General features: G+C 36.0%; 17 protein-coding genes and 1 pseudogene. 9 read left to right on the top strand and 9 right to left on the bottom strand.

The window, feature by feature from the left end; translation table 11 throughout:
• Positions 1–31: 31 nt before the first annotated feature.
• Complete coding sequence (locus ACQH1X_RS01040) at positions 32–187, bottom strand: type II toxin-antitoxin system RelE family toxin (protein ID WP_425386633.1); 156 nt, start codon at positions 185–187, stop codon at positions 32–34.
• A gap of 65 nt (positions 188–252) precedes the next feature.
• Positions 253–486 carry a DUF6290 family protein gene (locus tag ACQH1X_RS01035; RefSeq protein WP_010081986.1) on the bottom strand — a complete coding sequence of 78 codons (234 nt, stop codon included), beginning with the start codon at positions 484–486 and terminating at the stop codon, positions 253–255.
• A 251-nt stretch (positions 487–737) separates the two neighbouring features.
• On the opposite strand from ACQH1X_RS01035, the gene lipB reads away from it, so the two are divergent.
• The 7 genes and pseudogenes from lipB to lepA all read left to right on the top strand — a co-directional run bounded on the left by lipB (position 738) and on the right by lepA (position 6,282).
• A complete protein-coding gene (gene lipB / locus ACQH1X_RS01030) occupies positions 738–1,355 on the top strand; it encodes a lipoyl(octanoyl) transferase LipB (protein ID WP_425386305.1) in 618 nt (205 codons plus the stop codon).
• Positions 1,355–2,332 carry an LD-carboxypeptidase gene (locus ACQH1X_RS01025; RefSeq protein WP_425386304.1) on the top strand — a complete coding sequence of 326 codons (978 nt, stop codon included), beginning with the start codon at positions 1,355–1,357 and terminating at the stop codon, positions 2,330–2,332. Before lipB ends, ACQH1X_RS01025 begins: the two co-directional genes overlap by 1 nt.
• A 406-nt stretch (positions 2,333–2,738) precedes the next feature.
• Complete coding sequence (locus ACQH1X_RS01020) at positions 2,739–2,894, top strand: hypothetical protein (RefSeq protein ID WP_425386699.1); 156 nt, start codon at positions 2,739–2,741, stop codon at positions 2,892–2,894.
• A gap of 26 nt (positions 2,895–2,920) precedes the next feature.
• Positions 2,921–3,672, top strand: a pseudogene (locus ACQH1X_RS01015) (IS5 family transposase).
• Complete coding sequence (locus ACQH1X_RS01010) at positions 3,660–4,133, top strand: hypothetical protein (RefSeq protein WP_425386303.1); 474 nt, start codon at positions 3,660–3,662, stop codon at positions 4,131–4,133. The pseudogene ACQH1X_RS01015 and the gene ACQH1X_RS01010 overlap by 13 nt, the downstream one beginning before the upstream one ends.
• A gap of 29 nt (positions 4,134–4,162) precedes the next feature.
• Positions 4,163–4,369 carry a hypothetical protein gene (locus tag ACQH1X_RS01005; RefSeq protein ID WP_182320213.1) on the top strand — a complete coding sequence of 69 codons (207 nt, stop codon included), beginning with the start codon at positions 4,163–4,165 and terminating at the stop codon, positions 4,367–4,369.
• 116 nt (positions 4,370–4,485) lie between these two features.
• Positions 4,486–6,282: a translation elongation factor 4 gene (gene lepA, locus ACQH1X_RS01000; protein WP_425386302.1), complete on the top strand. Its 1,797-nt coding sequence runs from the start codon at positions 4,486–4,488 to the stop codon at positions 6,280–6,282.
• 919 nt (positions 6,283–7,201) lie between these two features.
• On the opposite strand, the gene ACQH1X_RS00995 is transcribed toward lepA, so the two are convergent.
• A complete protein-coding gene (locus ACQH1X_RS00995; RefSeq protein WP_425386301.1) occupies positions 7,202–8,275 on the bottom strand; it encodes a 5-(carboxyamino)imidazole ribonucleotide synthase in 1,074 nt (357 codons plus the stop codon).
• Positions 8,276–8,374: 99 nt separating this feature from the next.
• On the opposite strand from ACQH1X_RS00995, the gene apaG reads away from it, so the two are divergent.
• Complete coding sequence (gene apaG / locus ACQH1X_RS00990; RefSeq protein ID WP_425386632.1) at positions 8,375–8,776, top strand: Co2+/Mg2+ efflux protein ApaG; 402 nt, start codon at positions 8,375–8,377, stop codon at positions 8,774–8,776.
• Positions 8,777–8,789: 13 nt separating this feature from the next.
• On the opposite strand, the gene ACQH1X_RS00985 is transcribed toward apaG, so the two are convergent.
• Positions 8,790–10,388 (bottom strand): ABC transporter permease, encoded by a 1,599-nt coding sequence (locus ACQH1X_RS00985; RefSeq protein ID WP_425386300.1) that lies wholly within the window; start codon positions 10,386–10,388, stop codon positions 8,790–8,792.
• A 129-nt stretch (positions 10,389–10,517) separates the two neighbouring features.
• On the opposite strand from ACQH1X_RS00985, the gene ACQH1X_RS00980 reads away from it, so the two are divergent.
• Positions 10,518–11,324: a rhodanese-related sulfurtransferase gene (locus tag ACQH1X_RS00980; protein ID WP_425386299.1), complete on the top strand. Its 807-nt coding sequence runs from the start codon at positions 10,518–10,520 to the stop codon at positions 11,322–11,324.
• A gap of 493 nt (positions 11,325–11,817) precedes the next feature.
• Here ACQH1X_RS00980 and ACQH1X_RS00975 read toward each other — a convergent pair whose 3' ends face one another.
• From ACQH1X_RS00975 to ACQH1X_RS00955, 5 genes are all read right to left on the bottom strand, one after another.
• Positions 11,818–11,964: a hypothetical protein gene (locus ACQH1X_RS00975; RefSeq protein ID WP_155975170.1), complete on the bottom strand. Its 147-nt coding sequence runs from the start codon at positions 11,962–11,964 to the stop codon at positions 11,818–11,820.
• A gap of 2 nt (positions 11,965–11,966) precedes the next feature.
• Positions 11,967–12,170 carry a hypothetical protein gene (locus tag ACQH1X_RS00970; RefSeq protein WP_425386298.1) on the bottom strand — a complete coding sequence of 68 codons (204 nt, stop codon included), beginning with the start codon at positions 12,168–12,170 and terminating at the stop codon, positions 11,967–11,969.
• A gap of 11 nt (positions 12,171–12,181) precedes the next feature.
• Complete coding sequence (gene ltrA, locus ACQH1X_RS00965) at positions 12,182–13,483, bottom strand: group II intron reverse transcriptase/maturase (protein ID WP_425385808.1); 1,302 nt, start codon at positions 13,481–13,483, stop codon at positions 12,182–12,184.
• A gap of 26 nt (positions 13,484–13,509) precedes the next feature.
• Positions 13,510–13,896: a hypothetical protein gene (locus tag ACQH1X_RS00960; RefSeq protein WP_246433168.1), complete on the bottom strand. Its 387-nt coding sequence runs from the start codon at positions 13,894–13,896 to the stop codon at positions 13,510–13,512.
• A gap of 114 nt (positions 13,897–14,010) precedes the next feature.
• On the bottom strand, positions 14,011–14,493 hold the full coding sequence (locus ACQH1X_RS00955; protein WP_252154099.1) for an IS630 family transposase: 483 nt from the start codon (positions 14,491–14,493) through the stop codon (positions 14,011–14,013).
• Positions 14,494–14,520 lie beyond the last annotated feature (27 nt).

Here is a 14,520-nt window from a genome sequence, read left to right as displayed (position 1 = left end):
TCTTCCCTCTTGTTTCTTTTATAACATGTTTTTAACTTACAATCTCTGTGATAACCACTTCATATTTTATAATATTTACGGAATAGATAACGCGATAATCACCTACCCTTAATCTTCTTTGTCCTTTAAATCTGTAATATAATGGCTCACCAAGGTTAATGGGATCAATTGTAAGGCGCTTATTTATCGCATTTATGATCCTTAATCTTATTGTTTTTGGAAGAGCTGGAAGGTCTTTCTCAAGAACGCTTTCTATGAAGATAATATTGTATTCCAGTCTACATCCTCACTTCTAATTTTCTTTACACCTGAAACATTACGTTTAGCAGCACGCTCAATTAGTATTTTATCTTCCTCATTTTCAATTGCTTCTTGTATTAGCTTCTCTGTTAGTTCTTTAATGGACTTATTTCTTATTTTAGCTAGTCCAGCAAGACACTCTGAAATTTCGTTGTTGAAAGTTATGCTAAATTTTGAGTTTGCCATATATTTTACCTAAAATCTACTAATAATTATACAACATTTTTCTGAATTTTTCAATAAAAAAAGTTGCCTATACGTAAAGAGGACCTGTGTTGACAAACAATTAAACATTTGTCATGTACTATGTTTGTTAAGGAGAAATAGCACAGAAGTTAGTATTAAGTATATTAGGAATAAGAAAGGCTGCGCTCAGTGTCACACACTGGAATAACAGGAAAAAACGAACTGCTATACTAAAAAAAAAGAAATAGAATATGACAGAATGGCTAATATCTAATCAGCTTATTGATTATAACTGTGCCGTAAAATCTATGGAAGAAAAAATTCAACAAATTTACAATAATTCAGCAGACGAATTAGTATGGCTACTCCAGCACCCTCCACTTTATACTGCAGGAATCAGTGCAACAGATGATGATATTGTTGAAAAACTATTTCCTATATATAAAACAGGAAGGGGTGGTAAACACACATATCATGGTCCAGGACAGCGCATCATATATTTAATGTTAAACCTTAAAAAAAGAAATAAATGCGACATAAAGCTATATATTAGAGATCTAAGTAAGTGGATCATAAATGTTTTAAAGCAATTTAATATACTTGGAGAGTTTAGAGAAGATAGAATAGGCATTTGGGTGAACCATAACGGAGTAGAAAAAAAAATTGCAGCTTTTGGTATCCGTTTAAGAAAATGGGTAACTTATCATGGCATAGCGCTTAACGTTTTTCCAGACCTCTCTCATTATAAGGGTATTATTCCTTGTGGACTGCAAGATTATGGCGTCACATCAATGGAAGAACTAGGAGTGAAGGTTCCGCTCTCTGAATTGGATGATATACTAAAAAAAGAGTTTTATAAGATATTTTAATGATCATTTACCTTTTATATTTTATTTTCACTTTATGTGCTAATACAAGTATTTATGCAATTGATAAAGTTGATATTATTGCTCCTTCTTCGAAAGGAAAAGAATCAGATCTGACTACCATAAAAGGGTATGTAGAAGCTTTGGATTTTAATCCCCATATTTCGGAGAAAGTATATAGTAATGATAATCCATTTTATTCCGACTCTGATGAATTCAGAGCAAATGATTTGATTAATGCACTAACTAATGATAGCAAAATAATTTGGTGTATCAGAGGAGGAGAAGGGGCTTCTCGGTTAATTCCCTATCTAGAAAAGTTACCTAATGATAAAAAAGAAAGGATTGCTCAAAACAAAAAAATCCTCATAGGCTATAGCGATATAACTGCCTTGCACATCTATCTACAAGTCAAATATGATTGGCAAACTCTTCATGGTACCATGTTGGAAATGATAGTAAATAACTCCGTTTCTGAAAGCTCTGTTGAAAAATTAAAAGGACTAATCCTAAGTCAGCAGAATTCTATTAGATTTGATAATATAAAGATGATAAATAATGGCATTAGACTAAAAGATGGCAGATTAGAGTCTAAAATCATCGGTGGTAATACAACTTTAGTTGAAAACAGTATAGGAACTGCTTGGCAAATAAATGCGAAAGGTAAAATTCTATTTTTAGAGGACATAAGAGTTTACCCATACGCAATAGAGCGCAGTTTAGATCACCTAAAACAAGCTCACATCTTTGATGGAGTACATGCAGTAATCTTTGGGGATTTCGTTAACTGTTATAATGATAATCTTGTTGAAGTTGTAAAAGAAAGGTTTGCAAAAAGTGTTAACTTTCCTGTATTTACAATGAAAGGGGTAGGCCATGGGCATACAAATGACCCTTTACCTCTTAACACTCACGCTATTATTAGCGTTCAAGACGAAAAAGAAGGTTTGTTTTTTATGGATGTGCAAAATGTTAGCTAATCTTATAGCTAACGAAGCTCGCTTCTATCATCCTATGGTGTCAAGCCCACAGCTGTACGAACATTGTGATTTGGGCCCATCAGTAGGGTGTCATTCAAGTAGCGTGACTACTGGAATCCAGCTTTTCGGTAATTTTATCGAAAATGTTGTATAGTGCACAATCAATTTTTCTGGATCGAAGTAGTCAAGGCACTGGGATGACACCCTACTTAACCGTCATACCGCCGCGGTATCTCTTAGCATAGATCCCGCTAACACGTAGCGGGATGACGAGCTTATCGTCATACTGCCGCGAACCGTCATACCGCGATTCATTCGCGGTATCTCATCAGCTGACCTTACCCAGAAAAAGTGGAGAGAAAGAAAGGAGTTTTTTCGGGTAAAATAAAATTTTGGAGGATTAGAAATGGCAAGAGAATATACGGCAGAATTCAAATTGGAAGCTGTTAAGCTGGCAAATGAACAAAGAAAGGCAGGTCAACCAGTTGCAAAAGTAGCAAGAGATCTAGGCTCTGTGGACAAAAAATATGAAAAGAGAGAAAAAGATGGTAGTTTAGCTTAATAGGTAAAAAATGGAGAAACTACCATATGCAATATTACATCAAAGAGGAAAATTGGAAACAAATTTTAGAGTTCATAAAAAGCGTAAAAGGAATGCATAGCAAAGATGAAAAACGTTTAAGAATATTCATAGAGGCAGTGTGGTACATAGTCCGAAGTGGTTGCCAATGGAGACTTTTACCAAAAACTTATGGTAATTACAGGAGTATACATAAGCGATTTAAAAGATGGTGTGGAAGAGATGTCTGGGAAAAATTGCTTGAATATACTAAACAAGAGCCTGATTTAGAAGTTGCTATAATCGACGGTACGATCATCCGAGCCCATCCATGTTCATCTGGATATACAAAAAACTCCAAGGATCAAGAAGCTTTAGGGAGGAGCAAAGGTGGCTTTACAACTAAAATACATGCGCTTGTCGATGCACTTGGAAATCCACTTAAATTTACTCTGACCCCTGGTCAAAGAAATGAGATTACACAAGCAGCAACATTAACTGAAAGTGTCTATAATACCACTGTAGTGGCTGATAAAGGCTATGACAGCAATGCTTTTGTTACGAGTCTTGAAAGCAAGGGATGTACAGCAGTTATTCCTCCGAAGCGTAATCGAAAAGTGCAGAGGGGTTACGATAAACACATTTATAAAGAGCGTCATTTAATTGAGTGTTTTTCGGTAAAATTAAGAACTTTAGGCGTATTTTTTCCAGATTCGATAAAACGGCTGAGGTTTTTATGGGTTTTCTAAATTTTGTCGGGGCTCTTGTATGGCTTCTCTAAAATTTTGTCCACAGAGCCTAGAAAAAATGCAACAGCAGCAATTGCCACAAAGTGCAACGAATCAAGGTAATGATGTAAACGAACATCCTGACGATGCTAATGAAAACGAATACAGTAAATTAGAAGAAGAAGCTAAAACCAAATTTAGTAAGTGCATAGAAAACGGTACTATTGATGGAGTATCAATTGGAAGGTATGAGGATGGTGACCTGTGTGCAATAATTAAACTGCAAGATAATAATAATGAAAACGCGAGTATTAAAATAAGTGAGTTTTTAAATAGTAAATTCTGCACAGAAAACAACATTGCTGGTTTCTCAATATTAAATGGTAGTCAGAGAGAAGTTATAAAAGGCCACATAGATGATAAAAGAGTAAGGTACTATGATTTAGGTACCACAGCTCAATATGGAATAAAGTTTGATTGGTATGTAGGTGAAAAAAATGTAGCATTACATTAAGTGCTAATGGCGATGGCAGTATTAAAATAGTGGGTGATAGACCAGCTGATGGAGATTTGGAAAAAAATAAAGATGTAAAGATTAAAGTTGGTGATCGTTATCTAAGCCTTGCTGATGCAGTAAAAACATGCAAACAGAATAGCCAGCAAAGGAATGAAAATTTGAGTAAAGTGAGTAGCAAATTTGACCAATCATTAGTTAGTCAGGGTGCGGAACGCATCAATAGTCGTACGTAAAAAACCTAATGCGCTATTTTCTTATAGAAGAAAGAAGTTCCTATATACATAAATAATTGCCCTGATAACACTTAAAATGTAAAATAGTTTTACTAATTAAGTATAGTAGGCCATAAATGAACAACATAAGAAATTTTGCAATAATAGCGCATATAGACCACGGTAAGTCAACGCTTGCTGACCGTTTAATAGAGAAATGTAACGGCCTTGAGGCAAGAGAAATGATCAATCAAATACTCGATTCAATGGATATAGAGCGTGAACGTGGCATTACAATTAAAGCACAGACGGTAAAACTCAATTATACGGCAAATGACGGTAATCAATATTGCCTAAATCTCATGGACACCCCAGGTCACGTTGACTTTTCTTACGAGGTAAGTCGAAGCTTAGCTGCATGTGAAGGTTCACTTTTAGTAGTAGATAGTAGCCAGGGCGTTGAAGCACAAACCCTTGCAAATGTATATAAAGCTATTGACAACAACCATGAAATAATAGTTGTGCTCAATAAAGTTGATCTTCCTGCTGCAGATCCAGAAGGGGTAAAACTCCAGGTTGAGGAAATAATTGGTATTGACGCAAGTGAGTCAGTTTTAATATCGGCAAAAACTGGACTTGGGATAAAAGATGTACTGGAAGCAATAGTGGCAAAACTTCCAGCTCCTCAAGGTGATGTAAATGCTCCACTGCAAGCAATTTTAGTTGATAGTTGGTATGACACTTACTTAGGAGTAGTAATTTTAGTGCGAGTTAAAAATGGAGTGCTAAAAAAAGGCATGAGAATTGTTATGATGTCTAATAATGCTACATATCAAGTAGACAATATTGGTATTTTCACCCCTAAAAAAGTTATGACGAGTGAGCTTTCAGCGGGTGAAGTTGGTTTTATAACTGCTTCAATGAAGGAAGTAGCAGACTGCAAGGTAGGGGACACTATCACTGAGGAAAAGAGACCTTGTAGTGAAGCACTTCCTGGATTTAAAGAAGTGCATCCTGTGGTATTTTGTAGCATTTTCCCTCACAAAACGGATGATTTTAAATATTTAAGGGAAGCTCTAGAAAAGTTACATTTAAATGATGCAAGTTTTACCTTCGAAGCTGAAACTTCAAATGCGCTAGGCTATGGATTTCGTTGTGGTTTTTTGGGAATGTTGCATCTTGAAGTTATTCAAGAAAGGCTCGAGAGAGAATTTGATTTAGACCTAACAGCAACTGCACCGAGTGTTATATATAGGGTTACGACACGAAGTGGTGAAGTTTTGAATATTCATAACCCAAGTGATATGCCAGATCCAACGAAAATTGAAACTGTGGAAGAACCATGGATTACTGCAACAATAATGGTCCCCGACCAATACTTGGGAGAGATTCTATCTCTATGTGAAGAAAGGAGGGGAGAACAGGAAGATTTATCTTACATTGGTAACACAACAACAGCATTATTAAGATATAAATTACCACTGTCTGAGGTTGTTTTTGACTTTTATGATCGATTAAAATCAATTTCCAAAGGGTACGCAAGTTTGGATTGGGAAATCTCTAGTTATCGGGAAAGTCAAATAGATAAATTAAGCTTTTTAATTAATGGAGAGCCCGTAGATGCATTAGCCTGTATTGTTCACAAAAGTAGGGCAGAAAAAAGGGGGCGTGAAATATGTGCACGCTTGAAGGATCTAATATCACGTCAGCAATATAAAATTGCGATTCAAGCGGCAGTGGGCGGAAAAATTATTGCCAGAGAAACGATTAACCCATACAGAAAAGATGTAACAGCTAAACTCTATGGTGGAGATGTAACGCGAAGAATGAAACTACTTGAAAAGCAAAAGAAGGGTAAAAAAAGGTTACATTCTATAGGGAACGTAAATATTCCACAGAATGCTTTTATTCAAGCCTTGAAGATAAGTGATTGATCTTAAAAGACTTCTTGTATAGTTTTTGGCAACAACCGTTAGAAACGAAAAAACTTCCTTGACAAACTCCGCCAGCCCCCTTATCATGGTGCTGAAGGTATTCAATTATCTTCAATCTGTGCAGATTAAACGACAACAGTATTACGTAATTGGCGTCTTATTTTTAATTTTTTGCACTATGCGCACCCTACGTCTTCGCAACATTTCTGGGTTTTTACCTATATAAGCTGAAACGCGCTTATAAAGCGTTTAAGACAGTATAGCACGCCAATTTGCAGGATTAGAGAGTGACAACTAGCTAATACGGGATATCTTTTGCCTTTTTTTCTGCTTAGTAAATTTCTTAAACATTCAAACTAAGGTGAGTTGCATTTAAAAGCAGCTAAATTGCAGTGTTTAAGACTTAAAAAACGCCAATGTTCTAAAATAGATATTAGCCGGGGCTTCTTTTGTCTTTTTTTTTATTTGGTAAATTTCTTAATGTTTATGGCTAAACGACAACTGTCATCCCGCTACGTGTTAGCGGGATCTAGAGATACCGCGGCGGTATGACGTAGGATTGCTGTCATTCCGCTACTTATTAGCGGCTGAGATACCGCGAATGAATCGCGGTACGACGTAGAGCTCGCGTTAGCTATACTTTTATACTTACCAACTTAATAAAATTCCTGGATTCCAGTGTCTGGGCACTGAGATGACGGGAGAAGGAGACACTGCCATCATAAAGTGAAATGAGATCCTGCTAACACGTAGCGGGATGACGGGAAAAGAGGTGCTGGGAGACATCCTTCCTGGTGTGCTTAAATAACAATGTTCGTACAAGTTGTGTGTCACGCGCTAGAATGACATCGTTTACTATGTAACATCTCATCATATCACAATGTTCGTACAGTTGTGGCGTTATGACGTAGAAAAACTATTAACTTAAATCTATATTGACATGTCCCATTTTACGCTTATCTCTAACCTCTTTTTTCCCATATATGGTTAAACTAGCTTTTTCGTTGCTCAAATACTTATGAGAATCATATATATCGTTACCTATTATATTTTTCGTCATACAAGGAAAGCGTAATACTACTTCCTGCATAGGTAGCCCGCATATTATCCTAACCAGCTGTTCAAATTGACTAACGTTACATGCATCCAAGCTCCAGTGGCAAGAATTGTGAGGTCTTGGAGCTAGTTCATTAACTAACAACTCGTTATCTTTAGTAACAAAAAATTCAATAGTCAGAATTCCTATTACATCGAGCGCATTTGCTATTTTCTTTGCAGCTCGTTGTACCTCTTGAGTTAATTTGCTATCTATTTTAGCTGGCACTGTTGAAGTATCAAGTATTCCATCAACGTGGTAATTTTCTGCTATAGGAAAAAAAGCTACTTTACCGTTTTTATCTCTTGCAATGACTATTGAAACCTCTTTCAGTAAATCAACACTTGCTTCAAGCATGTACTCTGTATTCCAATCAAAGGAAGCAAATTGCTTCACTTCAGAATCATTCTCAAGCACATATTGCCCTTTTCCATCGTAACCCATTTCTGTTGTTTTCAGCCTTGTTGGATAGCCAAAAGCTCTACTGCTTTTCAGTAGCTCATTATAATTTTGTATACTCTTATAGTTAGCAGTTTTTACACCCAAGTTTTTATTAAAATCCTTTTCTCTCAGTCTGTTTTGCGAAATGTGTAATGCTTTTTTACCTGGATAAAAATCTGCGTGCTGTGATACGATATCAATTGCGCTACATGGAATATTTTCAGACTCAATAGTGACCAAATCCACACTCTGTGCAAAAGATTCAAGCGCTTTCTTATCAGAGAAATCTGCTATTGTGAAATCATCAGCAACAGAGCAAGCCGGATCATCCTTAGCACTGGCAAAAACATGTGTTTTTTGTCCAAGTTTTGTTGCAGCGATAGCAGCCATTTTACCTAATTGTCCACCACCTATTATTCCTATTACTTTTTTGCTAAGCGCATCTGGTTCATTCATACTATAAATTGATATTTCCTAATTAAAGTATACTTGAAAAATCTATGAAAAAAGTATATAATTAAAATGCCATCTTTTTATCATGAATATTCTATAATGATTCTAGAATACACGCTAACTACCAACTTTGTTGAAGTTACAGTTTTACCAATTTACATTGAAGAGCAATCCATTCCTTATGAAAATTGCTATGTATGGATGTATAACGTTAAGATAAAAAACAAAAGCCAATCAACTATTCAATTGTTAAGTCGTCATTGGCAAATAATAGATTATAAGGGAAAAATAAATGAAATTGCCGGAGTTGGTGTTATCGGAGAACAACCTGTGATAAAATCTGGAGAGGTATTCAGATACACAAGTGGAACATACTTAAATGCACCGTCAGGAATAATGCAGGGTAAGTATGAATTTCTGAATGAAGAAAGCATAAAAATTTTTGAGGTTATGATACCACCCTTTTCTTTGGATAGTCCATACGTCAACACTAGACCCCATTAACTATCAAAATAGTTTATTTTTTATCCTTATCATCAAGTGTAAATAAGGTTATTGTAGAGATTAAGCCTATTATAACTATTATTAACGAAAATGGGGCAGCTTCTCTATAGCGCTCATCGCTTACAAGTTCATATATTCTAGTTGATATAGTTTCAAAATTAAATGGTCTTATAATGAGTGTTGCTGTGAGCTCTTTGATAGTATCCATAAATACGAGCAAAAATCCCGATAATATACTCTTCTTGATGAGAGGGATATGAACATTCAAACATGTGGAAATAGGCCCATGACCCATGGTATATGCAGTCCACTCAATTTCATTTGGTGTTTTTTTGAGCCCTGACTCTACCGCCTTGAAAGATATAGCAAAAAAACGAAATAAATATGAGTAAACTAATGCGCCAATAGTTCCTACTAAGCTAATTTCCACAATATATTGAGTAATGAAAGAGGATATTCTGCTTAAAAATATTATTATACTAATTGCGATAATTGCATTTGGAATCGCATAGCCCAGGGAAATGAGACGCGCTATATTGTTGATTACCTTATTTTTACGCGCCGTATATCCAATCATTATTGCAATGCTAATTGAGATTAATGCGGTGATAAATGATAAACTAACGCTATTTGCTATTATGTTATAAAATCTTGCTTCGTATATGAAAAACCCCTTCTCTATGCTCCAATATATGAGCGGAATCATTGGCAAAATAAAACCTATTAATATCGGCAATACACACATAAGATAAGCAAAGATCAACGGTATAGCGCCACTTATACTCCGTTTATTGTGATAATCTGAATTGGTATTGATTGAAGAGTAGGATATTCCTTTTTTTTGTAGTTTTTTTTCGATAGCTATTAGTGTTGCAACGAAAATCAATTCTGCAACTGCTAAAACAGTAGTTGAATATTTGTCATGCAGTAAAAACCAGGTGCGATATATTCCTGTCGTGAAAGTATCAATAGCAAGAAACTGTGGTGTGCCGAAATCCGTAATTACTTCCATTAGTACCAAGGATAACCCAGCTATAATTGATGGGCGTATGGAGGGTATAATGACAAAAAGTAAGCTCCTTAATGAGGAAAAACCAAGTGTTGATGCAATAGTGACTGAGTTACTAACATTCTTTAGACTTGAGCGGACTAACATATAAACGTATGGATATAGGCTAAATCCCATCACTAATATTCCACCACCTAGAGATTTTATTTCAGGAAACCAATAGTCACCTTTGCTCCAATCTAAAATGTCTCTTAATGAGCTTTGCACCGGACCTGAAAACTCTAGCGTATTTACATAGACGAACGCTACTATATATCCAGGAATCGATATCGGAAAGAATAAAGCAATCTCAAAAATTTTACTTCCAGGGAATGAAAAAAATGTGGTGAGCCAAGCTGGAATTACTCCAAATATGAAGGATATCCCCCCCACTCCTATCATCAAAATTAACGTACTCAGTATATATTCAGGAAAAAGTGTGCTGATTACCCATCCGGAATTCGCTGTATCTGTAAATAGAATTGATATTAATGATAATATTGGGCAGACAAATAATATACTTACTAGAAATAAGAATATATTTTTAAATACTCTTAAAAACATTAATTTGAATCTATATTTAATATTAAAATGTTATATGTAAAAACTGAAGATATCCAGTAATTAACAGCCGATCTATTGAATATCTTGATAATCTCATATATTATATTTTAAGTTTATAGATTAGTAACCATGAGCTTCATCATTGCAACTTTCTATCATTTTGTAGAACTTTCTAATTATTATGACATGAAAGATGAAATAAAAACTGCATGCGACAACGTTGAATTAAAGGGTACTATACTCCTTGCAGAAGAGGGTATTAATGCAACCGTATCTGGTGAAAGAAACGCGATTGATAAAATATTTGATTTTCTACGTTCTGATTATAGGCTAAGGAACCTTACATGGAAAGAGAGTGCAGCAGAATATCAACCATTTAGTAAGATGAAGGTAAAGTTAAAAAGAGAGATTGTGAATCTTGGTGTAAGCAATCTTGATATTTCCCTTAAGGGTAAATATGTTGATCCAGAGCATTGGGATGATTTTACTTCTCAACCTGACGTTTTAGTGATAGATACACGAAATGAGTATGAAGTGAAATTAGGTAAGTTTAAAAATGCAATTAATCCACACACACAATGTTTCCGTGAGTTTCCTCAGTGGACAGAGTCATTTTCTGAGAGTAAAGACCTGAAAGTGGCTATGTACTGCACTGGTGGAATTAGATGTGAAAAATCAACAGCATATATGAAAAGTCTTGGATTTAACGATGTGTACCACCTGAAAGGCGGCATTCTTTCTTACCTTGAAAAAACTTATAATAAAAATGGTAATTGGAAAGGTGAGTGTTTTGTTTTTGATGATAGAATTGCTGTTGATAACTCACTTACTCCAAGCAACACAATAAAATGCATACTCTGCTCAAATCAAGTTTCAACTGATGAGCTGAAGTCAGTTCCACGTGGCCAGGTGGTTTGTTTCAACTGTAAACTTTAGTGTTATAGCTATAATAAATAAGATTTCTCTACGTCATACCGCCGCAGTATCTCTAGATCCCGCTACGAACCGTCATACCGCGATTCATTCGCGGGATGACGGTTGTCAGGGTGTCATCCAAGTACCTTCTCCTGTCATCCCAGTGCCCTGACTACTTGGATCCAGGAATTTTGATTAGAGATTAAGTTGGTGAGTATAAAAGTAGCTAACCTTATGTTAAAACACAATATTTTTGGTGAGGGGTTGCATTAAAAGCTGGATCCCAGTGGGCTTTGTTGCATCGCTAGCTATGATGGATTAAAGATAAAAAAGATAGAGAATATCAGTAGCTTATTATTCTGGTATTTATAACAAGAACGGTCAGTGAATACCTAAATTTGAGTAAAAGAAATTTCACTACCACTCACTAATCCGGCTAAAATTCAAGAATTTCAATGCTTTAGCTATTTTCAATAGAATTAAATTTATTAATATAAATAATAAATTACTATTCTTAAATTTGATCAGATTGATTGCAAAAAAACAAGATTTTCAATAGGTTGCTTATAATCCTAACTATAGTTAGCCTTTCATAAGTAGCGATGCAACAAAGCCATCCCAGTGTCAAGCACTGGGATGACACCATTTGTTGTAAACTCACTTTTACTCTATGGTTATACTACCTTGCGCTATCCTGAACGGATACCCTTTGTGGTTGCTATTGTTTAATTCAGTGCTTTCAAGATATGTACTGTTCGGTAGAAGCTGTAGCTTTACTCCTCTCGTTTGAGTTTTATTACTACAACTCCCCCTAAAGAACCGTGCTTGCAGATTTCCCGCACACGGCTCATCAATATTAGTTTTCACAGTCGTCCCTCTTATGCATATAAAGAAAAATGTATTTTTGGCTTTGGTAATGGATTTACTTCTACGTAGTGTACAAACTGTTCCCAGGTCATACTCTTTTTCTGACTACGCCGATTTATCCATTTAAATGCTAGCTTTCTTACTGATGTGTAAAATTGTTTCAAACACCAATAATTTCCGCTAATACCAAAGTAGTTATAGTGTCCTGTTAATTTAGCCTTCAGTACTTGCCACCAATCTTTAAGTCGAATACTTCCGCGGACTATTTTCAACCACTCCTTGATTTCTTTTAGTTTTCTGGCTAGATTTAACTTTGAGGTTTTATGTCCCATTATTAATCTACCACGACGACTTTTTGCACCATAGTGCGTAAACCCCAGAAAATTGAAACTTTCCGTCCTTCGTTTCTCTCTTATCGCTTGTTGCCACTCCCTCTTGCCAAACTTTACTACTCTGGTCTTGTTTTCAGATACTTCCAACCCAAATTTATTTAGCCTTTGTTTCAGTAATTCCAGAAATTCTTCCGCGTCTACCTTACTTTCGCAACAAACCACAAAATCGTCGCAAAACCTTATTAGTTGTATATATCCTCTGGATCTTGGTTTAAATTTCTTTTCTATCCATAAATCCAACACATAATGTAAGTATATATTTGCTAATACAGGACTTACTATACCACCTTGGGGTGTACCTTGTTTTGTTGCTTCATAATTTCCAGCTTCGACTATCCCTGCCTTGAGAAACCGCTTTACTAACCACAGCAAATTTGGGTCAGTTATTCGTTCCCTTAGACATCTCATTAGCCATTTATGCTGTATATTATCGTAGAACTTCTTGATATCCACTTCTACAATGTAGTTTATTGGCTTGTACATAACTGCTTTATCTAGTGCATTTACCGCTTGATGACAGTTTCTTCCAGGTCGAAATCCATATGAGCTGTCCAGAAAGTTTGCCTCGTAAATATTTTCTAATATCTTCTTCAGCATAATCTGTACTAATTTATCCTCGGTCGATGGTATTCCGAGTCCGCGTTTCTCTTTACTTCCAGCTTTCGGTATATATACCCTCTTTACTGGTTGTGGTTGATATTGCTTCCTCTTCATACTTTCTACTAGCACTTCGAGTTTCTCATTCAGATTTTCTCCGTATGATTCCACTGTTATCTGGTCTACTCCACAAGCCTTGTTACGCTTCAGTTCTTTATAACATCTCGCAAGATTCTCTGTATTTATCAGATGGACTAACGATGTGAATTTTAGTCGCTTATCTTGCTTTGCTCTTACTGCTATCTGGTTTAGTTTATTTTGCATGTTATTCCAACCTCCGTTGTATTGGCCTAGCAATCCCTATTCCAGTTACTATATTGCTGATCGCTTCCCCTTGTACGTGGCTTTCCCACATTCTGAGTACTATCAATCAGTCCGACTTCCCCTGCATCTTCCGCTAGTTCTTGCCTTTGTTGACTTGTTCCAGCGTACCTTTGTAGGAATGCATAGGATCTCCCAAGTTCACTTGAAGTCCATTTCAATACATGGCACGGTCTCAGATCCCGATAGAGTGAGTGATAACTTGCCTTTACGTTATCCTTCATGCTGTCTTCCATGGCCATGAAAATGTCGACCTCTATGTCTTCAGGTATTTCGGAACTCAATCCCTTCACTTTCGTTGTACCCTGCATTGTCCATCCCACTAGCTCTATTACACTCGTTACCTCATGCAACATAGTGGTCTGTTCCAAACTGTTGGCTAGACTTTGTTTGTGTTGGATTTTCACCAACTGTTCTCCAAGCACTTCTTGGCGCACCTTGGAATACCTCACGCAAAACTATAGTATTTTCTAAAATGAATGATAAATTTCCATTATGGTATTACCAACCAAAAGTTGTAAGTCTGTACATTTATACATTAGAGGTCTGAGGCGGCTTTTGATGGTATGCCAACAGTGTTCTATGGGATTCAAATCTGGTGAATATGTTGGAAGATACAGCACATGACAGCCAAAAGACTCTATTAATGATTTTGTTTTAGTGGTCTTATGAAATGTAGCATTATCCATAACTATGGTTGTGCCAAGTGGCAATTTAGGTAATAACATCTTCTCCAACCATATATTGAATACCTCTTTGTCACACCCACCTTTGAAAGTCATTGGTGCAATAAATCTCATTCCAATCCACCCGGCTACTATACTGATTCTCTCTCGAGTTCTCCCTGGAATATCTGCATAAATTTTCTTTCCTCTTGGAGCACGTCCATATTCTCGGTATAATTTATTATCAACTCCTGCTTCATCTATATATAAGATGCTGGAATGGTCTATTTTTGAGATTTTATCAATAAACTGCTG

Origin of the sequence: Wolbachia endosymbiont (group A) of Barypeithes pellucidus, from assembly GCF_964030885.1 — a bacterium.
In the GTDB taxonomy this organism is placed as follows: domain Bacteria; phylum Pseudomonadota; class Alphaproteobacteria; order Rickettsiales; family Anaplasmataceae; genus Wolbachia.
Note: the sequence above shows the minus strand (reverse complement) of the source record. Positions and strands in the feature narration are given on the sequence as shown.

Excerpts from the sequence above, each read along its gene's own strand:
- ACQH1X_RS01035 (WP_010081986.1), bottom strand. The coding sequence starts at position 486 with ATGGCAAACTCAAAATTTAGCATAACTTTCAACAACGAAATTTCAGAG.
- lipB (WP_425386305.1), top strand. The coding sequence starts at position 738 with ATGACAGAATGGCTAATATCTAATCAGCTTATTGATTATAACTGTGCC.
- ACQH1X_RS01025 (WP_425386304.1), top strand. The coding sequence starts at position 1,355 with ATGATCATTTACCTTTTATATTTTATTTTCACTTTATGTGCTAATACA.
- ACQH1X_RS01020 (WP_425386699.1), top strand. The coding sequence starts at position 2,739 with ATGGCAAGAGAATATACGGCAGAATTCAAATTGGAAGCTGTTAAGCTG.
- ACQH1X_RS01010 (WP_425386303.1), top strand. The coding sequence starts at position 3,660 with ATGGCTTCTCTAAAATTTTGTCCACAGAGCCTAGAAAAAATGCAACAG.
- lepA (WP_425386302.1), top strand. The coding sequence starts at position 4,486 with ATGAACAACATAAGAAATTTTGCAATAATAGCGCATATAGACCACGGT.
- ACQH1X_RS00995 (WP_425386301.1), bottom strand. The coding sequence starts at position 8,275 with ATGAATGAACCAGATGCGCTTAGCAAAAAAGTAATAGGAATAATAGGT.
- ACQH1X_RS00985 (WP_425386300.1), bottom strand. The coding sequence starts at position 10,388 with ATGTTTTTAAGAGTATTTAAAAATATATTCTTATTTCTAGTAAGTATA.
- ACQH1X_RS00980 (WP_425386299.1), top strand. The coding sequence starts at position 10,518 with ATGAGCTTCATCATTGCAACTTTCTATCATTTTGTAGAACTTTCTAAT.
- ltrA (WP_425385808.1), bottom strand. The coding sequence starts at position 13,483 with ATGCAAAATAAACTAAACCAGATAGCAGTAAGAGCAAAGCAAGATAAG.
- ACQH1X_RS00960 (WP_246433168.1), bottom strand. The coding sequence starts at position 13,896 with ATGTTGCATGAGGTAACGAGTGTAATAGAGCTAGTGGGATGGACAATG.